Here is a 23,010-nt window from a genome sequence, read left to right as displayed (position 1 = left end):
ACAGACGGTTTTTTATTTCAACGGTCTTCTGTTTTTAAACTTTGAAACAATAAAAACCTCTTCTACGGATTTAACGGGAATTTTTCTGTTTTTTTATCAAAGAAAGATTAAGCGCTTCCGTTAACATGCCCATTCTTTTTTCTTGATTTATATTGCATTTGTATGTGAGGTTATTTATTCATGGATTCAATCTATGAATCACTGACGGAATTAGAAAAAACAGGGCTTACATTGCGTGATTTTTTTAATTCTCATGATAGTCGTTCACTGAAATCTGCCTACGTGAGATTAAATCCCACTGCTGCGGTAAACCTTACCGATCGGGCGTGGCTGGAGGCGGAGTATGACTTTAATGCGCTATTCGTCGGTCCTGGCAAGCTGCTGGCTGCGCCTTTCGCTTCAGTGTATCTGGAGGACGATGCGCTGGTGATGGGAAAGGCGACGCTGGAGATACGGGATTTTATGGCAGCGTTGGGATTATCGGTTAATCAGGAGAGCAATATCCCTGACGATCATATTTCCTGCGTGCTGGAATTGACCACACTATTACTGGCTAATATCCGGCAAACGTCACAATACCGAACTACTCTCACTCAATATATCAATAACTATTTAACAAAGTGGGTGCCATTATATATCGAAAAAATAAAAACTCATGCGCAAACGACCACGTTATATACGGTGGCGGACATCTTATTTTATTGGCTTGATGAATTAAAACGAGAGTATCAATATGAGTAATGAGACAGGACATCTGAACAGACGTTCTTTTTTAAAGGGGATAGTGGCACTGGGCGCCGTTGCGGCTTTACCCGGAGGATTACTGACCTCCCGATGCGCGCTTGCGCAGCCGCCTGTTCCCTTTAACCCTAAAACGTACAAAATTTATCGTAACGCGTGTCCGCGTAACTGCTATGACACCTGTAGCCTCAAGACATGGGTAAAGGACGGGGTCATTACTTTCGTGGAAGGCGCGCCGGAATCAACATTTACTCACGGTACCCCTTGCGTCAAAGGGTTAAGCTATCCGCGCCGGGTTTATAGCCCCGATCGTATTAAATATCCCATGGCGCAGGACGTTCGCGGTAGCGGCAACTGGCGTCGCATCTCATGGGAAGAGGCGATGCAGCGCATTGCCGCCAAAATGCTGGAGATTAAGAAAAAAGACGGTTCTATGCTCGGTCTGGCGCTGACCAAATATTCCGGTAAGTTTGGCGTGCTGAACTATGCCGTTGAAGGGATGATGTCCTCGCTTGGCTACACCACCCGTTTCGCCGGTACGCCGTGCTGGCCTGCCGGTATCGACGCGCAAAACTACGACATGGGCGACATGTGGTGTAACGACCCGGAAGATATGGCGAAAGCGAAATACATCATTATCTGGGGCGCGAACCCTGCCTGGTGCTCAATGCACAGCATGAAGTACATCTATCAGGCGCGCGAGAAAGGGGCGAAGGTCGTGGTTATCGACCCGCTGCTGTCGCAGACTGCCGCCAAAGCCGATCTCTACCTGCGCGTACGGCCTGGCTCAGACGGCGCGCTGGCGCTGGGAATGGCGCGCCACCTGGTGGATAAAGGCCTGGTGGATCAAGATTTTGTCAACAACGATGCTCACGGCTATCCGGAATTTGAAGCCTATCTGCGTAACCATGTGACCGTGGAGTGGGCATCAGAAATCTGCGGCCTGTCTGCGGATGTCATTCGCCAGCTGGCGGAAGAGTTTACGGCGGTTAAGCCGGCCACGGTCTGGATTGGTTACGGGATGCAGCGTCATGTCAACGGCGGTGCCAACGTTCGCGCTATCGATGCCTTTGTCGCTATGTCCGGCAACATCGGTGTCGAAGGCGGCGGCGCGCGTTATGGTCATCTGCACACCTGGGGCTTTAACTACAGCGCCATGCTGCAGAAGCCGCCGGAGGGCGCTATTGGTATACCGGGAGCGGCGGGCACCACCAGTGAATTCGGGGCTGCCGCTGGCAGCGACGCCGTGCAGTACTCCGATCGCTCTCTGAATATCAACCAAACGGCGCAGGGGATTCTGGAGGCCAACGATCCGCCGGTTCGTATGCTGTGGGTCGCCTGTAAAAACCCGTTTGCCCAGGATTTCGATCGCAGCAAGATGAAAAAAGCGTTTGAAAAACTGGAAATGGTGGTCTGCGCCGATCAGTTCTTCAACGAAACGGTGCAACACGCTGATATCGTGCTGCCCGTTACCACCGCGTTTGAAGAGTGGAACGTGGATGCTTCTTACTGGCACTACTGGCTTTCCATTAATCAGCCGACGATTAAGCCGATGTATGAAGCAAAATGCGACCTTGAAATCGCTACCATGCTGTCGCGCGCCATTAATAAGATGGCGCCGGGTTCCTGTACTTTCCCGCAAGAGTTCGATCATAAGCGCTGGCTGGATCAGGAGTTCAACGACGGTATGGCGAAAATGTTCGGCATCTCTTCCTGGGACGATCTGCTGGACGGGCCGAAAAAAGCGATCCTGCCAAGCTCTGCCGCCTGGTATGACCGCAAGTTCAAAACGCCGTCAGGCAAGTATGAATTTAAATCTGAACTGGCGGAGAAAAACGGCCACACCGCGCTGCCGGAATACAAACCGGAAGCCGAGAGCAAACTGCCGTTCCATCTGTTTACGCCGCACGTGCAGTTTGGCCTGCACTCGCAGTTTATCAACCTGGACTGGATGCAGGTGTTCTACCCGGAACCGTTCGTTTATATCCATCCTTCTTCCGCACAGAAAAAAGGCATCAGCGAGAACGATCTGGTCAAAGTTTTCAATGGCACCGGTGAAGTTGAGCTGCGGGCAAAAGTCACCACCAACGTGCCGGAAGATTTTCTGGTGATGTATGAAGCCTGGTTCCCGAAACGGCAGTACAACGTGCAAAACGTCGTGGCTGATACGCCTGCTGATATGGGGCTGATGAAAACTGGCGCGCCGGGCGCCGCTATCCACAGTCAGTTTGCTGACGTTGTATTGATCGGTAAAGGGGAGTCCGTAGCATGAGACGTGCGTTTTTAGTGAATAGCGATAAGTGCATCGGCTGCCGCGGCTGTGCTATGGCGTGTAAAAGCTTTAACCAACTGGAGCCGGATCGCTTCTGGCGCTACGTTTATCCGTTGGATAAAGACATCTATCCACATGAAGAGCGGGCGTTTTACTCGCTGGCCTGTAACCACTGCGAACATCCGGCCTGTGTCGCCGCCTGTCCGGTCGAAGCCTATACCAAACGTGAAGATGGCGTGGTGGTGCATAACCCTGAGCGCTGCATCGGCTGTAAAAACTGTATTCGTAACTGTCCTTATGGCGCGCCGCGTTTTAATGAAGAGACGCGTAAAGCGGAAAAATGCAGTATGTGCTACGAGCGTCTTGATATCGGTATGAACCCGGCGTGCGTGAACGCCTGTCCGGTGGGCGCCTTGTCGATTATCGATTTGGATGTCGATCCTGTGCCCGATAATGCGGTGCAGTATCCGCCAGGGTTCCCGCATATGCCACAGCTCAATCCAGGAACGCGCTTTATTCTGGCGCGCCAGCCTAAGCAGCTGGAGGACAAGTAATGGAAAAATATGAACTGCCGCTGGTGTTTTTTACGGTATTAAGCCAGATGTCTGTCGGGATGGCTTTGGTACTGACATGGCGTACGCTGCGTGGTGAAGTGGAAGGCCAGCGTTTCTATTGGTTGGTCACTGGGCTGGTGCTGGCACTGGCGTCTATTGCCGCGATTCTGCATCTGGCGCATCCCGATCGCGCTTATAATGCGCTGATTAACCTGCGACATGCCTGGTTAAGTCGGGAAATCCTTGGTGCTACGTTGTTTGGCGCAACGGTCGGCGTAACGTTCCTGGCAAAGGGACATAAAGCGATGACTCTTATCGCCTCCGTGTTCGGCGTGTTACTGGTGGCGGTGCAGGGGATGACCTACGCCGCGCCAGCGATGGTGGCTATCGCTAATGGATTTACCATGCTGTTATTTTTTATTACGGTATGGGTCATGGGTTGCGCGGCGATTCCGCTGTTAAAACTCAGGCCTGCCGTTCCTGCGTTACGCCAGGGAATTGTGGTGTGTATCGCGGTACTTATCGCGGCGCCGCTGGTGTGGTTAAGCGGGGGAACGGTCATGCAGATGACGGCGCATTCATGGCTGGCTTCACCGTTTTATCTGGCAAGCCTGGTCTGCCTTGCGCTCGCTTTTGTCGCCAGCCGTCACGGTGATTCGCGCCCGAAACTCCTGTTCGTCTTGTTATTCGTCGGCGTATTTCTGAGTCGGCTGGTCTTTTTTGGCGACACGGTGAGTACTATTGTGAATATCGGGCATTTGTACTAACGATGATGCAATAAAAAGCCCTGCCAGGCGCGACCTGGCAGGGCGTGTCAGTTTTTAGCCACCAGAGTTAACGCACAACCAATACCGGCAGCGTCGCATGGCGCACCACGCTTGAGGCGTTAGACCCCAACAGGTGTGTCGTGATGGACGGATTACGCGAACCGATTACCACGACATCCGCATCCAGTTCTTCGCCCATCTCATTGACGACATCGCGCACGCTACCAAAGCGAACATGTGTTTTAATTCGTGAAGGATCGATACTGAAGTGTCCCACCATCGTTTGCAGACGCGTTTCCGCCTCATGCTGTAAATGTTCTTCAAAGCGACGCACGTCGGCGGCAAAGCGGTGCAGACTCATGCTCGCGGACCCAGGCAGTACATGCAACAGATGAATGACGCCATCCTGTTGCGCCAGAAACTCAGCGTGGCGAATAGCTTTATCGCTAAGTTCCATTTCAAAAACATCAACCGGCATAATGATTGTCTTATACATACCCGTTACTCCCTGTTAATCAATACTGAATTTATTCAAGCATATAATAATGTTTCTTTCTGCTATTTGTCTGGCAATTTTAAATATTGCGACAACCTGGCGCTAAAAAATCGTGTATTTTCCAGGAAAAATCCTAAAGCCGCCTGTTTTGCCGGCAGTCTCTCCGGGATAGCTACCCTTTTATAGTCGAACGCAACATTCACCGTTACCCCGGAGGCTGCATGAAAGCATTGACGTATCACGGTCCACATCACGTAAAGGTTGAAAACGTACCCGATCCCGGCATTGAGCAGCCTGACGATATCATTTTGCGTGTTACCGCCACCGCGATTTGCGGATCTGATTTGCATCTCTATCGCGGCAAGATCCCACAGGTAAAACATGGCGATATTTTCGGCCATGAGTTTATGGGCGAGGTGGTGGAAACCGGACATGATGTAAAGAATATTCGGAAAGGGGATCGGGTCGTTATCCCGTTTGTCATTGCCTGTGGTGACTGCTTTTTCTGTCGGCTACAGCAATATTCAGCGTGTGAAAACACTAACGACGGACACGGCGCGGCGATGAATAAAAAACAGATCCCGCCACCGGCGGCGCTGTTTGGGTATAGCCATCTGTATGGCGGCGTTCCCGGCGGACAGGCCGAATATGTTCGCGTGCCAAAAGGTAATGTCGGTCCATTTAAGGTGCCGCCGCTGTTATCTGACGATAAGGCGCTGTTTCTTTCTGATATTTTGCCTACCGCCTGGCAGGCGGCAAAAAATGCCCAGATTCAGCAAGGTTCCAGCGTGGCGGTTTTTGGCGCAGGGCCGGTAGGATTACTGACTATCGCCTGTGCGCGACTGCTGGGCGCGGAGCAGATCTTCGTCGTTGATCACCACGCCTGGCGCTTGCGTTTCGCCGAAGAACGTTATGGCGCGATACCGATCAACTTCGATGATGAGAACGATCCGGCGGAAAAAATCATCGAGCAGACGGCAGGCCACCGCGGCGTGGACGCGGTAATTGATGCCGTAGGCTTTGAAGCGAAAGGCAGTTTGACGGAGACGGTGCTGACGAACCTTAAACTGGAAGGCAGTAGCGGCAAAGCGCTGCGACAATGTATCGCGGCGGTCAGACGCGGCGGCGTGGTCAGCGTACCCGGCGTGTATGCCGGTTTTATTCACGGCTTTTTATTCGGCGACGCCTTTGATAAGGGGCTAACTTTTAAAATGGGTCAAACCCATGTTCACGCGTGGCTGGGGGAATTATTACCGCTTATTGAAAAAGGGTTGCTGAAGCCGGAGGAGATTGTCACGCACTATATGCCGTTTGAAGAGGCGGCGCGCGGCTACGAAATTTTCGAAAAACGCGAAGAAGAGTGCCGGAAGGTTATCCTGGTGCCGGGAGCGACGTCGGCACAAGCGGCGCAGAAACAGGCGACGGGAGTAATCAACCCGATGCCAGGCGGCGTTGTCTGAAACAGGCAGAAATGAAAGGGCTAACGGAAAGAGGATGCACAGGCATCCTCTGTGTAAACGCATTAACGCTTATGCAGATGGTTTAACGCAGGAAGTCGCCCGCGGCTTCAGGCTGATATTCGAGTTCCAGCACTTCGAGATGGGTGGAGGCGCCGCCCGGCAGTTCCCAGTGAATGGTGTCGCCGACGCGCAGTCCCAGCAACGCCGCGCCGACGGGCGCCATTACCGAAAGCTGGGTACTGCTGTCCGTCATATTGGCGGGGTACACCAGCGTCCGCACGCGTGTTTCACCATCGCTCAAATTGCGGAATTTAACGCGGCTGTTCATGGTGACGACATCGTTCGGCATCTCTTGTGGCGAACACATTTGCGCGCGATCCAGTTCGGCGTTGAGCGCGTCGGCAATCGGCAGATCCGCATACGCAGGCTGTTCCAGAAGACGATCAATACGTTCGGCGTCAAGGTCGTTAATGATAATAGTGGGTCTGGACATTTCTTACTCCATGTCATCGATACTGCGAGTAGTGCAGGTAAATGGTCCCAAAAGAAAACCCTCACCGTCTGGCGGCGAGGGTTTAACTCTCATGATGATACTGAGACTTCCCCCGTCTTTGAAGTGATTTAGTTCACATTCGGGTAAATCCTCAAACGTCATAGCCTTGAGTGAATTTTAGTCTACATTCGGGCGTGTTCTCAAATGTGGCTACGGTTTTAAACCTCTGCTTCGTCAATAACCGGCTTTATCGATAATAAACTGTTTCCCGCAGTTGCCGGGATGCGGCTGCGGCTGAAATGAGGCAGAGGAGAGCGGCGCGTTAATCATCGACGCCTTTAGTGAAAACTGAATCTCTGTTAAATAGGCGGGATTGCCATGGCAGTTTACTTTAACGGCTTTGACATTATCCTGGCCCCACATTTGTGCGACGACGCTATCAAACTCAGCGCGGCTAACGGTTTTGCCGTAATTATCCGCCAGAAACTGCCCCAGCGCGCTGTCTTTTATCGCCTTATCCAGCCGTATCATGGTGCCGAAATAGGCATTGGGATCAAACCCGAAACAGGCGCCATGTTTGGCATATTCGTAGCGCTCCAGACAGGAATTCCCCCCCGCGCCGGGCATCACTTCCTTAAGCGCTGCCGCGATGTCAGGCGAAAGTCCAGGGGCGGGGGCGGAGCATTTCCGGCTGGCCTTGACTTCAGGCAGATTCGGGATTGGCCGAGTCGCACAACCAAAGCGCTGCCAGCGTCGCTGGTCAACACCGCGTGCGGCGATAGATTTGGGTAATCCAGGCCACAAGCCGTGGACGGTCAGAAAGTCTGTTTTGTTGGCTGGCTCTTTTTGCAGACGGCACTCATCGGGTTCCCGATGGCGGCGTTCATGCTGGCTTTGACAAAAACCGGTTTGCCAGGAAAGCGCCAGCACATAGTCAGTGAAATCACCGTACTGTTGCGCCTGAAGTTCGTCGGCGTTGGCGGCAAAAATCGGGGTTAAGAGGGCAGCCAGCAGCGGGCTGTAATGCCATATTGTGTTCATGATGAATTCGATAATTTATACACATTATGAATGTTACCCATTTAATCATAAAAAATGCCGCTCAGGTGAACCTGAACGGCATCATTTTTAACCTACGTTGGCGTAATGTTTAATTCCACATTGCCAGAATCGGCCAGCCCACCAGCAACAGCATCGCGATATAGATAACGCCAAAGATTGCGCCAAGCCGCCAGTAGTCTTTGGATTTCACGTAACCGCAGCCGTAGATAATCACACCAGGGCCGGTGGCATACGGCGTCAGACAGCCCATGATACCGATAGACAGCACCAGCAGAATACACAGTTGTTCCATCGGAACGCCCGGAATGCCTTTACCCACCGCCAGAATGACCGGCAGCATGGTCGCGGTGTGAGCGGAAAGGCTGGCGAACAGGTAGTGCGCGAAATAGAACACCAGTACCAATACAATGACGGTTGCATCCGGCGAGAAACCTTCCAGATGCGTACTCATGGTATTGGCGAACCAGTCAATAAAGCCGGAGCGGGTTAAGCCATTGGCCATGACCACCAGCGTAGCGAGGTTCACCAGGGTGTTCCAGGCGCTGTTGTAGCGCGTAATGTCTTTCCACGGCACAACATGCAGCGCCAGCATCAGCGAGACGGCCAGCAGACCCACGGCAGTGGCGTTGATGATTTTTCCACCAAAAACCCACAATCCTAAGCTAAGCAGCACCAGGCCAATCAGCGTCCACTCTTTGCGGGACAGACGCCCCATGTTTTTTAACTCGCCGCCAGCCCAGGCTGCGACTTCCGCACTGTGGGTCACTTCGGGTTTATAAAGCACATAGGAGAGCCATGGCGCAACGATCAGTAAAATAATCCCTACCGGCAGAAAGCTGAGAAACCACTGCAGCCAGCTAATCTGGACGCCGGCGATCTTGCTGACGAACTCCAGACCTAACACGTTTGGCGCCGCGCCAGTGACAAACATCGAAGAGCTCAGGCTGGTACTGATCACCATCATCCACATCAAATAACCGCCGATGCGGCGTGCGGAAGGATCGTTTGGAAACGATTTAAACAGCGGCGGCAGGTTCTTGATGACCGGGAAGACAGTCCCGCCGGTACGAGCCGTATTGGAGGGAGTAAATGGCGCCAGCAAAATATCGATAATGACAATCGCATAGCCGAGCGTCAGCGTGCGTTTACCCATGAATTTTACCAAAAACAGCGCAATGCGGCGCCCCAGCCCGGTCACTTCGTAGCCCAGCGCGAAAATAAACGCGCCGAAAACCAGCCAGACCGTGGTGCTGGAGAAACCGGCAAGCCCCCATTTCAGCGCCTGTTTACTGGCGTTAAACGCCGGATCGGCCAGTTCTGAAGCGTCAAATAGCAGGTAATTGCTGCCGATAACGCAAATGGTTACGGCGATAAAACTGATCGCTGTCGCCGGGATCGGCTCCAGGATCATACCGACAATCATCGCGACGAAAACCGCAAAATAGTGCCAGGCCTGCGGCGGCATACCATCTGGAACAGGAATTAGCAACATGACGCCCATCACCACTAATGGGGCCAACAACTTCCATATATTATCTTTGGATAAAGACATAAATGACTCTCCGGAAAGGATATTTTCTATAATTGTGTTAATGATTAACTTGCGAAATTTGCGCTAAAAACCAGGTCACGATCAGCAGATCGGCGCTACCGCCTGGGCTGAGATTGCGTTCAATGCATTGCTGATCGAACCGGTGGAGATAAACGAGATCGTCAGGCGTCCGTATGCCGCCCTGATGTAATAAGAAAGCCGCCTGCTGCTGTAACCAGCGCAGACCGTCCGCCCCGCCGCGCGACGCGACGTTGGTATCGCCGTTAAGCGACATCAGCAGCAGTAAGGTATCAAGCAGCGCCAGTTCGGGATCGCGCCCCTGCGCCAGCAATGCGCGGTAGTGCGGCAACGCGTGGCGGATGACCAGCGGATAGCCTGCTTCCGCTTCGCCGCGCGCGCCGGTTAATCCCAGTTGCTGATACAACCGCTGACCTGCGGTGAGCTGTAGGTTGTTCTGGCGCAGTTCGCGCGTGGTCAGGCCGCGGCAAAAATCGGCGGCGGTAGCGCAGAGTGTTTCTGCGGCGATCGGCTGGCGTAGCTGATACAGGCGGCCAATGGCGGCGCACAGTAACCCCAGCGAGAAAATGCTGCCTTTATGGGTATTGACGCCCGCCGTTGCGCGAAACATCGCTGCTTCACAGGCCATCCCCAATGGACGCAGGCCCGCCAGAACCGACTCTGGCGGCAGGCGCGTGCAGCTGGCGCCATATTCCATAAAGCGCGGCAGCCAGTGTCGAATCGCCTCCGCGCTGCGGTGAAAATCCGCCAGCGCCATATCTTTGTGCGCGCCGCAGTTTAGTCGGTCTACCAGACCGGGTTTTGGCGATAAATTTACCTCGGTCAGCATGGCGCGCCAGGCCAAATCGGCCCAGGCGTCATACAGCGACTGAGGCTGAATGGAGGCGTTAGTCGGGTTGGCGGGAATCGGCATCATGCAGCAGCGCCTCCATATGAGTCAGTAAATCAGTCAGCGCGTGGGTTTTACCCCGCGCGCATTCAGCCGCGCTTTGCCCGCACAGCAGACAGCGGCGGGCGGGAAGCGCGAAATGGCGGCGGGAGAGTATTTCGCCTTCCGCCGTCAGGACATCGATATCCCACAGGCGCCCCAGTGGATAACGCTGTTCAAGCGCGATGGTCGCCTGTTTGAGCGCCTGAGCGGGCGCGTCAATCGCCAGCAGCCCTTCCGGCCCGCTGGCGGAAACCAGTGCAGCCTGCTCCCGGATAGTCCAGCCATACTCTTCTGCCAGCGTGTGCAGGGCAGCCACGCCGTGATTAAAGATCCGGCGGGTTAACGCGCTGTCTTTCATCGGGCCTGGCGCCACCACGGTAAAGGAGACCAGCGGAGTGGCGTGGCGCGTTAGCCAGGCGCGCTGTCTTGCTTGTCTCTCATCCCGGCTGGCGAGCAGCTCAGGAATAGAAACGTCGTGACAGGTGGCGAGTTCCGGAAGCAGGCGCATGGCTTATTCCTTCACCTGATGCACCACATCGATCACTGAACCGTCGCGATAACGCACGACAGCAATCACGCGGTCAGTGAATTCGATAGGGCGGGGCTGACCGGTAAGCAGTTGCGCGCGTTCGCGCAGCCACTCAATCGATACCACTTTCATTCCCGCTGCTTTCAGGCGTTCAGCCAGCTCCGGACGCGCCGGATTGACGGCGATACCGTGATCGGTGACCAGAATGTCAACGCTGGAGCCTGGTGTGACGCAGGTGGTGACGTTATCAACCAGCGTTGGGATGCGACCGCGCACCAGCGGCGCGACGATGATGGACAGCGCCGCCGCGACGGCGGTATCGCAGTGACCGCCGGACGCGCCGCGTAGAACGCCGTCGGAGCCGGTCAGCACGTTAACATTAAAGTGGGTGTCAACTTCCAGCGCGCTCAGTACCACCACGTCCAGACGGTCGACGGAAGCGCCTTTAGAGCCCCAGTTGGCGTACTGGTTAGCGCTGATTTCGATATGGTTCGGGTTGCGGGCCAAAGATTGCGCAGCGTTGCGATCGAAGCTCTGCACGTCAAGCAGTTTGCGGATTAAACCCTTTTCATGCAGGTCGACCATGGTGGCGGTGATTCCGCCCAGCGCGAAATTAGCCACAATGTTGCGGCTACGCATTTTGTCTTCCAGGAAGCGGGTGACCGCCAGCGATGCGCCGCCGGTGCCGGTTTGTAGGGAGAAACCTTCGTTGAAGTAGCCGGAGTGAGCAATGACTTCCGCCGCGCTGCGGGCGATCAGCAGTTCACGCGGATTAGTGGTCATGCGGGTCGCGCCAGCGCCGATTTTGTTTGCATCACCGACTTCTTCGATTTGCACGATCAGATCAACCTGATCCTGAGCGATGCTTGCCGGGTTATGCGGATACGGCAGCAGTTGCTCCGTCAGCATTACGACCTGTTTCGCGCTGTCGGCATCCACCATCGCGTAGCCCAGTGAACCGCAGCAGGCCTTGCCGGTATAACCGTTAGCATTACCGAATTCATCGCAGGAGGGCACGCCAAGAAACGCAACATCAATATTGAGTTCGCCGCTTTGTACCAGATGTACACGACCGCCGTGGGAGTGAATCTGAACCGGCTCAGCCAGCAGGCCGCGAGAAATTTCTTCCGCCAGCGGGCCGCGCAAGCCTGACGTATAGATGCGACTGACCACCCCGTTACGAATGTGTTCAACCAGCGGCGCATGGCAGTCGCTTAGCGAACTGGAGGCCAGGGTCAGGTTTTTGAAGCCCATCTTCGCGATGGTTTCCATCACCAGGTTAATCGTCAGATCGCCGCCGCGAAACGCGTGGTGAAAAGAGAGCGTCATGCCGTCGCGTAAACCGGAACGGCGGATGGCCTCTTCCAGGCTGGCGCACAGTTTGTGGTCGCGCGGTTTTTGCGCTTGTAGATCCAATTTTGCCGCACTTTGGTAAGCGCTCAGTTCGCTTTCAGCGTGGCGGCTCCAGGCTGCTACGCGATCCTGGCGTTGAGATTCATTTTTCTGCGTCATTGTTTTGCCTTATTCTTCGCGAATACCGGAAAGTTCTGCACGGGAGAGCACCAGACGGGCGCGTTCAATCACCGGACTGTCGACCATCTTGCCGTTAAGGGAAACGACGCCAAGACCTTCGCGGGCGGCGGCTTCTGCGGCTTCAACGACCAGACGCGCATGGACGACCTCTTTACGCGTCGGCGCATAAAGGTTGTGCAGCAGCTCTATCTGGCGGGGGTTGATCAGTGACTTACCGTCAAAGCCCAACTGTTTAATGTGGGCGGCTTCTTGCAGGAAACCGGCTTCGTTGTTGGCGTCGGAATAGACGGTATCGAAGGCCTGAATGCCGGCGGAACGCGCAGCCTGCAAAATGGCGCAGCGGGCGAACAGCAGTTCGGTGCCTTCCGGAGAGCGTTCGGTGCGCAGGTTGCGAACATAGTCTTCCGCGCCCAGCGCAATCCCGATCAACCGTTCAGAGGCGTGGGCGATTTCTACCGCGCGGGTAATACCCAGCGGCGATTCCACGGCGGCTAACAGGCCGGTACTGCCCGGTTCGCGACCGCAGGCGTTTTCAATGCGCAGAATTTCGTTTTCGATATCAATGACGTCCTGCGCGGTGTCGGTTTTCGGTAAACGCACCACGTCCGCGCCGCCGCGCACGACCGCTTCCAGATCGTTGACGCCCCATTCGGAGTCCAGCGCATTCACGCGGACGATGGTTTCGACGTCACGGTAAAGCGAGTGTTGCAGCGCGTGATATACCAGACGGCGCGCCGCGTCTTTTTCGCGTAATGCAACGGAGTCTTCCAGGTCGAACATCAGCGCGTCGGCCGGGTAGATAAACGAATTGCTCACCATCGCTGCGTTGGCGCCCGGTACGAATAACATACTGCGGCGGGTGCGGGTTTTACGTTGTTGCAGAGAGGCGGAAATCATTGGCGATCCTCCCAGGGCAGAGCGGCAATACCGCTGGCGCGCGCCAGTAGCGTTTCCAGTCGGGCGCGCAAAATGCAGTCCAGAGCGCCTTTATCATCGACGTTCAGTTGTACGCCGCGCACGTCGTAGCGAGAAAGCACCTCCAGGATGGTGGCGCGAATGGCCTCGCCAAACTGTTTTTCAACGCTACTGTTGATTTGCAGGTCAATATCCTGCGTATCGAGCGGCGCAATGCGTATCATCACATCGCCGGACTCAAGCGTGCCTGCGACGGCTAGCTGGTTTATTTTCATTTTTCACCTGTTGCTAATACGGGGGACTTTTGACGGGCTGCCGCGCTGCCCGGATGGCGTTCGACCATGCCCTGCAAATAGCGCAGGGTGGCGTCGGGAACCAGCGGCGCGATAGCCGTGAGATCGTGTTTAACCAGCAGCTTGCGTACCCAGGAGGCGGATATCGGCGTCTCCTGGAAGCAAAGCCGCTCTATTTCCACCAGCGTAATGGGTGGGGCGGGAAGCGTTGGCGTCTCCAGCCAGAAACGCATATCAAGGTTGTACTGGGCGGTAACGGTGCAAAACGGCTCCGTACCGACAAAGCGGTGTGTGATGCCAAGCGCGGGCGCCAGATACTGGCGGAAAATCTTCAGGTCGATTTCGGTATAACAGTGATTAATGACGCTCTGCTCTTTAATGAAATAGCAGGGGAACGTTGCCCGAGAGATAATGTATTCGGAGCCGCGGTGAACGGTTAAGCGCGGGATATCGGTGGTCCCTTTAAGGACCAGATCGAGTCGGTCTTCATAGGGAAAGCGTGACGTATCTTCTTTGACCAGGAACAGATGCAGCCAGTCGCACTGCGCAGCCGCCTGTTGGATCAGATAGCGGTGGCCGTTCGTGAAAGGATTGGCGTTCATCACAATACAGCCAATTTTCTTTCCCTCGTGACGTAATGTCGCCAGCGATTCCGCATACCGTTTCAACCGGGTCGCGCTATTTTCCATTAAGACCATCACGCCGGGGACGCTGGCTATCGTCGAAAAGCTGCACTGTTTAAACAGCGCTTCGTATTCCGTTTTGGTATAAATAAAAAGATGGGTGCAGTGCCGTTCCCAGGCGAGATTAATCAATTCCGTCGCTAGCGTTAACGCTAAGCCTTCGCCGCGTACTGATTCGCTAATGGCCACGCATTTAATGATATTTCCGGCAATACCGCCGCAGGCAATAAGACGGTCATCACGGCTGACGGTAATAAACACCTCTACAGTGGTATCGACGCTTAAATCATTCTCTTTGAGAAAGTGAGCGATCTCCGCCATTTTTTTATTTTCAGAGCGTTTTACCCGAGTGAATACATTATTGCCAAACATAGTAAGAAATATCCTGGTGATATGCTTGTTGCCACTTTTCTGTATATGTTGCGCTGTGTTGCAACTTGATAACTTTTTCTTTTCAGTCAGAGTAGGAGTGTTTTTATGACGAGTTATTTATTTTTTCTCACTGACGTATACATCGTAAGGAGTATTTTAGTGGTAAATTTTGATTTATTTCACAAAGCGTTAGATGGTTTTTAAGTGTTTTATGGTTTTAAGTTTTTTAATTAATTTAATCGCCATTCCGGCGATGGGTTTTAGTTGTTTAATTGATTTAATGTGGGGAATCTGTAACGATTGGTTTTTATAGGCTTCAAGATGCTCAAAACATTTTTATTACATTTGCGATAAATCTGCAGAGAAATACCCATAAGGAACCTTAATGTCCTATCAGAAAAATAAAAAGCTGTTTCCTTTTTTTCGGCAACTCGCGTTTCCGTTACGTATTTTTCTGCTCATTCTGGTGGTTTCTGTTTTCATCGTGGCAGCGTTAGCACAATATTTGTCTGCCAGTTTCGAAGATTATCTGGCGTCCCATGTTCGTGATATGGCGATGAATCAGGCAAAAATTATTGCTTCTAACGACAGCATTATCGCCGCCGTAAAAAACCGGGACTATAAACGCCTGGCGATAATTGCGAATAAACTGCAGCGCGGGACGGATTTTGACTATGTGGTGATAGGCGATCGCCACTCGATCCGGCTTTACCATCCGAATCCGGAAAAAATCGGCTATCCCATGCAGTTTACGAAACCCGGCGCGTTGGAAAGAGGAGAAAGTTATTTCATTACCGGTAAGGGCTCAATAGGGATGGCGATGCGCGCCAAAACGCCTATCTTTGACAACGAAGGCAACGTGATCGGCGTTGTTTCAATTGGCTATCTGGTCAGTAAAATCGACTCCTGGCGGCTGGACTTCTTATTACCGATGGCGGGGGTTTTTGTCCTGTTGCTGTTGGTATTAATGCTGCTTTCCTGGTTTTTCGCCGCGCATATCCGCCGACAAATGCTGGGCATGGAGCCGAAACAGATTGCGCGCGTGGTACGCCAGCAGGAGGCGTTGTTTAGCTCGGTTTATGAAGGGCTGATCGCCGTTGATCCGGAGGGACATATCACCGCGATTAACCGCAATGCGAGAAAAATGTTGGGGCTGCCGTCGCCGGGGCGTCAGTGGCTGGGCAAGCTGATAGCGGAAGTCGTCAATCCGGCAGACTTTTTTACCTGCCAGATCGCAGAAAGACGCCAGGACGTGATGGCCAACTTCAATGGCCTGAGCGTCATCGCCAATCGTGAAGCTATCCGTTCCGGCGAGGAGTTGCTGGGCGCTATTATTAGTTTTCGCAGCAAAGATGAAATCGCGACGTTGAACGCGCAGCTAACCCAGATTAAACAGTATGTTGAGAGCCTGCGCACGCTACGCCATGAGCACCTGAACTGGATGTCGACTCTGAACGGCCTGCTGCAAATGAAGGAGTATGATCGGGTCAGAGAGATGGTGCAGGGGGAGTCGCAGGCGCAGCAGCAACTTATTGATAGTTTACGCGGCGCCTTCGCCGATCGTCAGGTGGCCGGTTTGCTGTTTGGCAAAGTTCAGCGCGCGCGTGAACTGGGGCTCAAGATGGTGATTGTTCCCGGCAGCCAGCTACATCAACTGCCGGAGGGGCTGGATAGCACGGAGTTCGCCGCCATCGTCGGGAATCTGCTGGATAACGCGTTTGAGGCGAGTTTACGTACACAGGAAGGCGACAATACCATCGAACTTTTCCTGAGCGACGAGGGCGACGAGGTGGTGATAGAGGTCGCCGACCAGGGCTGCGGAGTTCCTGAAGCGCTGCGGGAAAAAATTTTTGAGCAGGGCGTAAGTACCCGAACCGACGAACCCGGTGAGCATGGTATCGGGTTATATCTGATTGCAAGTTATGTGGGGCGCTGTGGCGGGGTCATTACGCTGGAAGACAATGATCCTTGTGGCACCTTATTTTCTTTATTCCTTCCGAAAGTGAAAAAAAACGATGACAGAACCATTAACCCTATTGATCGTTGAGGATGAAACGCTGCTGGCGGAGATGCACGCAGAATATATCCGCCATATTCCTGGCTTTAAGCAGATATGGCTGGCGGGCAATCTGGCGCAGGCGAGAATGATGATTGACCGGTTCAAACCTGGATTAATTCTGTTGGATAATTATCTGCCGGATGGGAAGGGGATTACGCTGCTGCATGAATTAATGCAGTCGCGCTATCCCGGCGGCGTCGTGTTTACGACCGCCGCCAGTGACATGGAGACGGTAGCGGAAGCGGTACGTAGCGGCGCGTTTGATTATCTGGTCAAACCTATTGCTTATGAACGTTTGGGACAGACGCTGACCCGCTATCAACAGCGCAGACGTATGCTGGCGAGCGCGGATAGCGCAAGCCAGAAGCAGATAGATGAAATGTTCAACGCCTATGCGCGCGGCGAACCGAAAGGGGATTTGCCGACCGGTATTGATGCCTTAACCCTTAATGCGGTGATGAAGCTGTTTGCCGATCCAACCGTACGCCACACGGCTGAAACGGTCGCGCAGGCCTTAACAATAAGCCGCACCACATCCCGACGCTACCTGGAATATTGCGCGAGTCAGCACCTGATTGTCGCAGAGATTATTCATGGCAAAGTGGGCAGGCCGCAGCGTATTTACCACGGCGGCTAAGCTTGGTTTAAGATGCCGGGGCGACGTTTTCCCTCGCCCCGGCTTACTGGCTATCAGCCGCCAGTAACGGCGGAAGAGGCGCCTGGCACCATAATTTCCGTGGCGATAATGACGATCAACAGACCGACGATGACCGGAACGGACGTGCGCTTCACCACTTCAAACGGTGATATTTTAGCCATCCCGGCGACAGCGACCACCACGCCGGAGACCGGCGAAATCGTGCGCCCCAGGTTTGAGGCTTGCAGCATTGGGATGGATAAATAGGCTGGGTTGATGCCGGAGGAGTGCGCCAATTTAGGGATCATCTCAACAAAGGCGTAAAAAGGCGCATTGCCTGAACCGGTGGTCATCGCGGCCAGCATGGTTAAAATCACTAATACCAGCATCAGAATAATGCTGGCGGAGCCAAAAGAAGTGGCAATCGAGATCAGACTTTGGATAAAGCCAATGGTGCTCAGCCCCTGGGCGAAAACGCCCGCCGCGACCAGCAGCATCACGACGCCGGCAAACGCATCCGCCATGCCGCGATAAGCCACTTCCAGGCCGGAAAACACATTTTGCGTGTTGAAGCCGCGCACGAATTCCAGCACGGCGGCCAGCAGCATACAGATCACCAGGATGGTAATAATGTGCAACTGCGGCCCCCATTTACCGTCAAAAATCAGTACGCCGATAATGGGCGTGAACGGCAAAAGGGCATAAAACGCCGGGGCCGTGGTGGTAATCTCCGCAACGTCCAGCATCTCATGTGAAATGTTCTCTTTTTTATCCAGATAGCGTTGCCAGAAAAAGTGCGCAATCGCCATACCGATAATTGCGGCGATGGAAATCGGCAGCGTGGTTTTGAACGCGAAATCGATTAACGGCATCTCCGCCGCTTTTGCGGCTAAAACCACATCGCCAGACGTTGGCGAGAGGATGATGGCGGCCGGAGAGGCGCAAATAGCCGCCGCCGCGCCGCGGCTAATGCCGACGTTGACCATCACCGGGAAGAGAGTAGCCATGAGCAGTACGCCAAGCCCCGTCGCGGAAGAGACGGCCAGCGACATCAGGCAGGCGACAAAATAGGCGGCAATCATCAACAGGTAGGGCGAGTTTATGTACTGTAAAGGTTTCGACGCCAGCTTCACGACCATATCATTCGCGCCGATATGCGTCATATAAGCGGCAAAGCCGCACAGCATCATGATCATCATGCCAAGATCGCCGCCGCGACTCATGAGCAAAATTTTGATGTATTCAACAATATCTGTTGCGGTATAGCCGGTACTGGTTTCGCTGGCAGGTAATACCTTATGCCCCATCAGTGCGCTGATAATAAGCAGAACCAGACCGCCGACAAATAAAACGCCAGTGGCGGAATATCCCTTAATGATGTAGCGCGCTACACCCACAATAACGACGACTCCGATAAGGAGCTCTATAACTGTTAGCATTGTTTCCCCTGTCTTATCGACACCCAGAGTAAAAATAAGAACCACAAAAGTGGTATAAAAATGTACCGAATAAAGGATGGCGCCTTACTGATTAAAATCACGGCGCGGTTATTTTTTCATGTCATCGCTAAAGATGAAATATGCTTATACGAATTTTCTGTAGCGCTATAAGTATTAATTTATTGTTATTTTATTGTTTTGTTTGTTGTGCTTTGTTTTGTGTTTTTTGTGAAAACTTAGTAAGGAGAGCGCGACGGTTCTGAGTGCTAAATCAAACGCCGTTAACCCGATACTTTCTCAGATTATTCTCTGTTTATAGTTTGTTAAGATTTTATTCAGGTTAATGTTGTTATTATCACGGTCGAATTTTTGAACGGTATGGCTGTTGTGATGATTATCAGAAAGTATTTTCTTATTATTGCTCTCCTTGTTATGCCATGGCTGGCTATTCCTTCAGTCTCTGCGGCGGATAAAGGGTGGTTTAACACGTTTACCGATAACGTCGCAGAAACGTGGCGACAGCCTGAGCATTATGATTTGTATGTCCCCGCCATTACCTGGCATGCGCGCTTTGCCTACGATAAAGAGAAAACGGATCGCTATAACGAGCGGCCGTGGGGCGTTGGTTTTGGTCAGTCGCGCTGGGACGAAAAAGGCAACTGGCATGGCCTCTATATGATGGCCTTTAAAGATTCATTTAACAAATGGGAACCCATAGGCGGTTATGGCTGGGAAAAAACCTGGCGACCGCTGGAAGACGATAATTTTCGTCTGGGACTGGGCTTTACCGCAGGCGTTACCGCGCGCGACAACTGGAATTATATTCCCATCCCTGTACTGTTGCCTTTAGCGTCGATAGGCTATGGTCCCGCTACCTTTCAGATGACCTACATTCCGGGTTCGTATAACAACGGAAACGTCTATTTCGCCTGGATGCGTTTCCAGTTTTGACGGGGAAGGGCATTCTTCAGTTGTGAATAAAAAAGCCTTAAAAAACAATAAGTAGACAGGGTTAGCTAAAAATTAACGCGATATTTATCACTTTTTCGCAAAGTTCGACTGGACAAAATGCATCACAATTGTTGTACTGGTATCCGACACAGCATTTGTGTCTATTTTTCATGTAAAGGTAATTTTGATGTCTAAGATTAAAGGTAACGTTAAGTGGTTTAATGAATCCAAAGGATTCGGTTTCATTACTCCGGAAGATGGCAGCAAAGACGTGTTCGTACACTTCTCTGCAATCCAGACCAATGGTTTTAAAACTCTGGCTGAAGGTCAGCGCGTAGAGTTCGAAATCACTAACGGTGCCAAAGGCCCTTCCGCTGCAAACGTAACTGCTCTGTAAGCATACGTCCGACAGCAAGATTTCAAAACCCGCCCTTTCGGCGGGTTTTTTTTTGCGCTTAACGCGCCGCTGCGGCGGAAAATAGCCAGAATGCCAGCGCTGTCATGGCAAACGAACCCAACAGGTTAATCAGCACATTCAGCAGCGCCCAGCCAAAGCGCCCCTCTTGCAGCAAGAATACCACTTCAGCAGAAAAAGTAGAAAAGGTCGTCAGGCCGCCGCAAAAGCCGGTCGTAATGAGCACTTTCCACATCGGATCGATATGTGTCATGCGGTTAAACCAGGCGAACCCCATGCCGATAATAAACGCGCCAAGCAAATTTGCTGTTAGCGTACCGATGGGAATCGCCTGATGAAGCGGATTAAAACGCATACTTAGCATCCACCGGGCTACGCTCCCCGTTCCACCGCCGATAAAAACTGCTAAAAGAAGCTGTAACACTGCCGAATCCTTTATTTAATTGCTATACAGGAGGAGTGTAACGCCGAACACGCATAATTGGCGAGTCCTGACAGAGGTGTGGGAGGGGATATGTTCGTTGCAGCCGGGCAGTTTGTGGTGAGTTCTGTATGGGAAAAGAATGCGCAAGTTTGCGTTTCGTTAATGGCTCAGGCGGCGGGCCGCGGCGTATCGCTTCTGGTGCTGCCTGAGGGGATATTAGCGCGAGATGACATCGACCTTGACCTGCCGATTCGCGCCGCGCAGCCGCTGGATGGCGCGTTTATGACGCGGCTTCAGGAAGAAAGCGCTCATAATAATATGACGACGATATTCACTATCCTTGTCCCGTCAACGCCTGGACGGGCGGTTAATATGCTGGTGGCGCTACGGGCAGGTCACATTGTCGCGCGTTACGAGAAGCTGCATCTCTATGATGCGTTTTCGATGCAAGAATCCCAAAGTATTGATGCCGGAACCGCTATCGCGCCTGTGCTGGACGTGGAGGGGGTTAAGGTGGGGCTTATGACCTGTTATGACCTGCGCTTTCCTGACATGGCGTTAGCGCTGGCTTTACAGGGGGCTGACGTATTGGCGCTGCCGACGGGCTGGGTTCGCGGCCCGTTGAAAGAGCAGCAGTGGTCGACGCTGCTGGCGGCGAGAGCGCTGGATACCACCTGCTATATGATTGCGGCCGGGGAGTGTGGTAATCGTAATATTGGTCAAAGTCGTATTATCGATCCGTTGGGGGTAACGATAGCCGCAGCAGCCGATCGTCCGGCGCTGATCGTCGCGGAAATATTCAGAGAACGAATAGACCAGGTGCGGGAGCAACTTCCTCTTTTGCAGCAACGACGATTTGCGCCACCGCAATTATTATGATGTTTTTTTACGCAAAGCTTGATTCACCTTGTTACAGATTGCTATTGTGTGCGCGCGTCGAAAGACCGTTAATATTCTCAGGTTAATCCGGCGCGTTACGCAGCCTGTTTTTAGTGAAGAAGGTATCTATGGGTGAGATTAGTATTACCAAACTGCTGGTGGTTGCCGCACTGGTTGTTCTGCTGTTTGGTACCAAGAAGTTACGTACGCTGGGCGGAGACCTGGGCACGGCGATTAAAGGATTCAAGAAAGCAATGAACGATGAAGACGCGGGCGTTAAGAAAGACGTCGACGGTAGCGTTCAGGCTGAAAAACTCTCGCACAAAGAGTAATAGCGCGATGCGCTTGCTCCGCAGAGTAAAAAAACCGGCAAGTTGCCGGTTTTTTTTGCCTGAAATGTAAGCGTCTATTACACGATCATTTCACTTCCATGCCTTTGGCCTGGAGATCAGCATGGTACGAAGAACGTACAAAGGGGCCACAGGCGGCATGGGTAAAGCCCATCGCCAGGGCTTCCGCTTTCATCTCGTCAAACTCTTCCGGGCTGACATAACGCTGTACCGGCAGGTGATGGCGGCTTGGCTGTAGATACTGACCAAGCGTCAGCATGGTGACGCCATGACGGCGTAAGTCGCGCATAACCTCAATGATTTCCGCATTGGTTTCGCCTAAGCCCACCATCAGACCCGATTTTGTCGGAATTTCCGGGTGCGCTTCTTTGAAGCGTTCCAGTAATTTCAGCGACCAGTTGTAATCGGCGCCCGGACGAACCTGGCGGTAAATACGCGGCACGTTTTCCAGGTTGTGGTTAAACACATCCGGCGGCGTCGCGTTAAGAATATCCAGCGCGCGATCCATACGTCCACGGAAGTCTGGCACCAGGGTCTCTATTTTTATCTCCGGGCTTTTGGCACGGATAGCGGTGATGCAGTCAGCAAAATGCTGGGCGCCGCCGTCACGCAGATCGTCACGGTCGACAGAGGTGATGACCACATAGCGTAGCGCCATGTCGGCGATCGTTTGCGCCAGTTTCTGCGGCTCTTCCGCATCCGGCGCAACGGGGCGTCCATGGGCGACATCACAGAACGGACAGCGGCGAGTGCAAATGGCGCCAAGGATCATAAACGTAGCGGTACCGTGGTTGAAACATTCAGCCAGGTTTGGGCAAGACGCTTCCTCGCAGACAGAATGCAGGCCATTTTTGCGCATTGCGGCTTTGATGCCCTGGATACGGGTAGAATCCGCCGGAAGTTTTATTTTCATCCATTCCGGTTTACGTAGTAGAGCGTCGCGCTCTGTGACCACATTTTTAACCGGGATAAGAGCCATCTTATCGGCATCGCGGTATTTTACACCGCGTTCCATCACAATGGGTTTACTCATAGCGTGCGTGTTCCAGTTGCGAATAACGAAGGAAAGCGTTTCAATTCAAGGGAAAGTTGTATTTATCAACTATTTTTGAATTTGTGACACGCAGTATATCATTGATAAGGGCCATAAAGCAGCCTGACAGCCCGGCAAAATGTAAAATAGTT

24 protein-coding genes are annotated in these 23,010 nt (G+C 52.9%); 11 read left to right on the top strand and 13 right to left on the bottom strand.

Annotated elements, in window-relative coordinates; all coding sequences use genetic code 11:
- Positions 1 to 180 precede the first annotated feature (180 nt).
- From LDB27_RS15840 to LDB27_RS15825, 4 genes are read left to right on the top strand one after another with little or no spacing between them, the layout of a single operon-like run.
- Complete coding sequence (locus LDB27_RS15840) at positions 181 to 741, top strand: molecular chaperone (protein ID WP_000377437.1); 561 nt, start codon at positions 181 to 183, stop codon at positions 739 to 741.
- Positions 734 to 3,013 carry a molybdopterin-dependent oxidoreductase gene (locus LDB27_RS15835; RefSeq protein WP_225519870.1) on the top strand — a complete coding sequence of 760 codons (2,280 nt, stop codon included), beginning with the start codon at positions 734 to 736 and terminating at the stop codon, positions 3,011 to 3,013. Before LDB27_RS15840 ends, LDB27_RS15835 begins: the two co-directional genes overlap by 8 nt.
- Positions 3,010 to 3,567, top strand: coding sequence for a 4Fe-4S dicluster domain-containing protein (locus LDB27_RS15830; RefSeq protein ID WP_001250386.1), 558 nt, complete (start codon positions 3,010 to 3,012; stop codon positions 3,565 to 3,567). The genes LDB27_RS15835 and LDB27_RS15830 overlap by 4 nt, the downstream gene beginning before the upstream one ends.
- Entirely contained in the window at positions 3,567 to 4,334 is a 768-nt protein-coding gene (locus tag LDB27_RS15825; protein WP_000417109.1) for a dimethyl sulfoxide reductase anchor subunit family protein, read from the top strand. The genes LDB27_RS15830 and LDB27_RS15825 overlap by 1 nt, the downstream gene beginning before the upstream one ends.
- A 67-nt stretch (positions 4,335 to 4,401) precedes the next feature.
- Here the strand turns inward: LDB27_RS15825 and uspG are convergent, their stop codons facing one another.
- Positions 4,402 to 4,830: a universal stress protein UspG gene (gene uspG, locus LDB27_RS15820; RefSeq protein ID WP_000278499.1), complete on the bottom strand. Its 429-nt coding sequence runs from the start codon at positions 4,828 to 4,830 to the stop codon at positions 4,402 to 4,404.
- Positions 4,831 to 5,051: 221 nt separating this feature from the next.
- Between uspG and LDB27_RS15815 the strand changes: the two genes are divergently transcribed.
- Positions 5,052 to 6,290 carry a zinc-dependent alcohol dehydrogenase gene (locus LDB27_RS15815; protein ID WP_000646115.1) on the top strand — a complete coding sequence of 413 codons (1,239 nt, stop codon included), beginning with the start codon at positions 5,052 to 5,054 and terminating at the stop codon, positions 6,288 to 6,290.
- An 82-nt stretch (positions 6,291 to 6,372) separates the two neighbouring features.
- Here the strand turns inward: LDB27_RS15815 and rnk are convergent, their stop codons facing one another.
- From rnk to citC, 9 genes are all read right to left on the bottom strand, one after another.
- On the bottom strand, positions 6,373 to 6,783 hold the full coding sequence (gene rnk, locus LDB27_RS15810) for a nucleoside diphosphate kinase regulator (RefSeq protein ID WP_000089748.1): 411 nt from the start codon (positions 6,781 to 6,783) through the stop codon (positions 6,373 to 6,375).
- Positions 6,784 to 7,017: 234 nt separating this feature from the next.
- On the bottom strand, positions 7,018 to 7,824 hold the full coding sequence (rna, locus tag LDB27_RS15805; RefSeq protein WP_001092582.1) for a ribonuclease I: 807 nt from the start codon (positions 7,822 to 7,824) through the stop codon (positions 7,018 to 7,020).
- 109 nt (positions 7,825 to 7,933) lie between these two features.
- Positions 7,934 to 9,397 carry a citrate/succinate antiporter CitT gene (gene citT, locus LDB27_RS15800; protein WP_000059039.1) on the bottom strand — a complete coding sequence of 488 codons (1,464 nt, stop codon included), beginning with the start codon at positions 9,395 to 9,397 and terminating at the stop codon, positions 7,934 to 7,936.
- Positions 9,398 to 9,434: 37 nt separating this feature from the next.
- A complete protein-coding gene (gene citG / locus LDB27_RS15795) occupies positions 9,435 to 10,331 on the bottom strand; it encodes a triphosphoribosyl-dephospho-CoA synthase CitG (protein ID WP_000982652.1) in 897 nt (298 codons plus the stop codon).
- Positions 10,303 to 10,854, bottom strand: a complete 552-nt coding sequence (gene citX, locus LDB27_RS15790; RefSeq protein ID WP_001238277.1) for a citrate lyase holo-[acyl-carrier protein] synthase — start codon at positions 10,852 to 10,854, stop codon at positions 10,303 to 10,305. Before citX ends, citG begins: the two co-directional genes overlap by 29 nt.
- Positions 10,855 to 10,857: 3 nt before the next feature.
- Positions 10,858 to 12,387, bottom strand: a complete 1,530-nt coding sequence (gene citF, locus LDB27_RS15785) for a citrate lyase subunit alpha (protein ID WP_000192323.1) — start codon at positions 12,385 to 12,387, stop codon at positions 10,858 to 10,860.
- A gap of 9 nt (positions 12,388 to 12,396) precedes the next feature.
- Positions 12,397 to 13,305 carry an aldolase/citrate lyase family protein gene (locus tag LDB27_RS15780; protein ID WP_000622354.1) on the bottom strand — a complete coding sequence of 303 codons (909 nt, stop codon included), beginning with the start codon at positions 13,303 to 13,305 and terminating at the stop codon, positions 12,397 to 12,399.
- Positions 13,302 to 13,598: a citrate lyase acyl carrier protein gene (gene citD, locus LDB27_RS15775; RefSeq protein WP_000700679.1), complete on the bottom strand. Its 297-nt coding sequence runs from the start codon at positions 13,596 to 13,598 to the stop codon at positions 13,302 to 13,304. The genes LDB27_RS15780 and citD overlap by 4 nt, the downstream gene beginning before the upstream one ends.
- Entirely contained in the window at positions 13,595 to 14,671 is a 1,077-nt protein-coding gene (citC, locus tag LDB27_RS15770) for a [citrate (pro-3S)-lyase] ligase (protein WP_000467874.1), read from the bottom strand. The genes citD and citC overlap by 4 nt, the downstream gene beginning before the upstream one ends.
- Positions 14,672 to 15,056: 385 nt before the next feature.
- Between citC and dpiB the strand changes: the two genes are divergently transcribed.
- Both dpiB and dpiA read left to right on the top strand, forming a co-directional pair.
- Positions 15,057 to 16,718, top strand: a complete 1,662-nt coding sequence (dpiB, locus tag LDB27_RS15765) for a sensor histidine kinase DpiB (protein WP_000121807.1) — start codon at positions 15,057 to 15,059, stop codon at positions 16,716 to 16,718.
- The gene (gene dpiA / locus LDB27_RS15760; RefSeq protein ID WP_000138778.1) at positions 16,687 to 17,367 is read left to right on the top strand and encodes a two-component response regulator DpiA; all 681 of its coding nucleotides are present in this window, start codon (positions 16,687 to 16,689) and stop codon (positions 17,365 to 17,367) included. The genes dpiB and dpiA overlap by 32 nt, the downstream gene beginning before the upstream one ends.
- A gap of 53 nt (positions 17,368 to 17,420) precedes the next feature.
- Here the strand turns inward: dpiA and dcuC are convergent, their stop codons facing one another.
- A complete protein-coding gene (gene dcuC, locus LDB27_RS15755; protein WP_000958619.1) occupies positions 17,421 to 18,806 on the bottom strand; it encodes an anaerobic C4-dicarboxylate transporter DcuC in 1,386 nt (461 codons plus the stop codon).
- 378 nt (positions 18,807 to 19,184) lie between these two features.
- Here dcuC and pagP point away from each other — a divergent pair, with 378 nt between their 5' ends.
- Positions 19,185 to 19,757: a lipid IV(A) palmitoyltransferase PagP gene (gene pagP / locus LDB27_RS15750; protein ID WP_072101546.1), complete on the top strand. Its 573-nt coding sequence runs from the start codon at positions 19,185 to 19,187 to the stop codon at positions 19,755 to 19,757.
- A gap of 187 nt (positions 19,758 to 19,944) precedes the next feature.
- Positions 19,945 to 20,154, top strand: a complete 210-nt coding sequence (gene cspE, locus LDB27_RS15745) for a transcription antiterminator/RNA stability regulator CspE (protein WP_000034826.1) — start codon at positions 19,945 to 19,947, stop codon at positions 20,152 to 20,154.
- A 58-nt stretch (positions 20,155 to 20,212) separates the two neighbouring features.
- On the opposite strand, the gene crcB is transcribed toward cspE, so the two are convergent.
- On the bottom strand, positions 20,213 to 20,596 hold the full coding sequence (gene crcB / locus LDB27_RS15740; protein WP_000939753.1) for a fluoride efflux transporter CrcB: 384 nt from the start codon (positions 20,594 to 20,596) through the stop codon (positions 20,213 to 20,215).
- Between the two features lie 90 nt (positions 20,597 to 20,686).
- Here crcB and LDB27_RS15735 point away from each other — a divergent pair, with 90 nt between their 5' ends.
- Both LDB27_RS15735 and tatE read left to right on the top strand, forming a co-directional pair.
- A complete protein-coding gene (locus tag LDB27_RS15735; protein ID WP_060646972.1) occupies positions 20,687 to 21,475 on the top strand; it encodes a deaminated glutathione amidase in 789 nt (262 codons plus the stop codon).
- Between the two features lie 128 nt (positions 21,476 to 21,603).
- Entirely contained in the window at positions 21,604 to 21,807 is a 204-nt protein-coding gene (tatE, locus tag LDB27_RS15730) for a twin-arginine translocase subunit TatE (RefSeq protein WP_000503938.1), read from the top strand.
- An 85-nt stretch (positions 21,808 to 21,892) separates the two neighbouring features.
- Here tatE and lipA read toward each other — a convergent pair whose 3' ends face one another.
- Entirely contained in the window at positions 21,893 to 22,858 is a 966-nt protein-coding gene (lipA, locus tag LDB27_RS15725; protein WP_000042640.1) for a lipoyl synthase, read from the bottom strand.
- Between the last annotated feature and the right edge of the window lie 152 nt (positions 22,859 to 23,010).

This window comes from Salmonella sp. JXY0409-18 (genome assembly GCF_020268625.1).
Taxonomy (GTDB): Bacteria; Pseudomonadota; Gammaproteobacteria; order Enterobacterales; family Enterobacteriaceae; genus Salmonella; species Salmonella enterica.
Note: the sequence above shows the minus strand (reverse complement) of the source record. Positions and strands in the feature narration are given on the sequence as shown.

Coding starts and splice junctions, on each gene's coding strand:
- LDB27_RS15840 (WP_000377437.1), top strand. CDS start 181: ATGGATTCAATCTATGAATCACTGACGGAATTAGAAAAAACAGGGCTT.
- LDB27_RS15835 (WP_225519870.1), top strand. CDS start 734: ATGAGTAATGAGACAGGACATCTGAACAGACGTTCTTTTTTAAAGGGG.
- LDB27_RS15830 (WP_001250386.1), top strand. CDS start 3,010: ATGAGACGTGCGTTTTTAGTGAATAGCGATAAGTGCATCGGCTGCCGC.
- LDB27_RS15825 (WP_000417109.1), top strand. CDS start 3,567: ATGGAAAAATATGAACTGCCGCTGGTGTTTTTTACGGTATTAAGCCAG.
- uspG (WP_000278499.1), bottom strand. CDS start 4,830: ATGTATAAGACAATCATTATGCCGGTTGATGTTTTTGAAATGGAACTT.
- LDB27_RS15815 (WP_000646115.1), top strand. CDS start 5,052: ATGAAAGCATTGACGTATCACGGTCCACATCACGTAAAGGTTGAAAAC.
- rnk (WP_000089748.1), bottom strand. CDS start 6,783: ATGTCCAGACCCACTATTATCATTAACGACCTTGACGCCGAACGTATT.
- rna (WP_001092582.1), bottom strand. CDS start 7,824: ATGAACACAATATGGCATTACAGCCCGCTGCTGGCTGCCCTCTTAACC.
- citT (WP_000059039.1), bottom strand. CDS start 9,397: ATGTCTTTATCCAAAGATAATATATGGAAGTTGTTGGCCCCATTAGTG.
- citG (WP_000982652.1), bottom strand. CDS start 10,331: ATGATGCCGATTCCCGCCAACCCGACTAACGCCTCCATTCAGCCTCAG.
- citX (WP_001238277.1), bottom strand. CDS start 10,854: ATGCGCCTGCTTCCGGAACTCGCCACCTGTCACGACGTTTCTATTCCT.
- citF (WP_000192323.1), bottom strand. CDS start 12,387: ATGACGCAGAAAAATGAATCTCAACGCCAGGATCGCGTAGCAGCCTGG.
- LDB27_RS15780 (WP_000622354.1), bottom strand. CDS start 13,305: ATGATTTCCGCCTCTCTGCAACAACGTAAAACCCGCACCCGCCGCAGT.
- citD (WP_000700679.1), bottom strand. CDS start 13,598: ATGAAAATAAACCAGCTAGCCGTCGCAGGCACGCTTGAGTCCGGCGAT.
- citC (WP_000467874.1), bottom strand. CDS start 14,671: ATGTTTGGCAATAATGTATTCACTCGGGTAAAACGCTCTGAAAATAAA.
- dpiB (WP_000121807.1), top strand. CDS start 15,057: ATGTCCTATCAGAAAAATAAAAAGCTGTTTCCTTTTTTTCGGCAACTC.
- dpiA (WP_000138778.1), top strand. CDS start 16,687: ATGACAGAACCATTAACCCTATTGATCGTTGAGGATGAAACGCTGCTG.
- dcuC (WP_000958619.1), bottom strand. CDS start 18,806: ATGCTAACAGTTATAGAGCTCCTTATCGGAGTCGTCGTTATTGTGGGT.
- pagP (WP_072101546.1), top strand. CDS start 19,185: ATGGCTGTTGTGATGATTATCAGAAAGTATTTTCTTATTATTGCTCTC.
- cspE (WP_000034826.1), top strand. CDS start 19,945: ATGTCTAAGATTAAAGGTAACGTTAAGTGGTTTAATGAATCCAAAGGA.
- LDB27_RS15735 (WP_060646972.1), top strand. CDS start 20,687: ATGTTCGTTGCAGCCGGGCAGTTTGTGGTGAGTTCTGTATGGGAAAAG.
- tatE (WP_000503938.1), top strand. CDS start 21,604: ATGGGTGAGATTAGTATTACCAAACTGCTGGTGGTTGCCGCACTGGTT.
- lipA (WP_000042640.1), bottom strand. CDS start 22,858: ATGAGTAAACCCATTGTGATGGAACGCGGTGTAAAATACCGCGATGCC.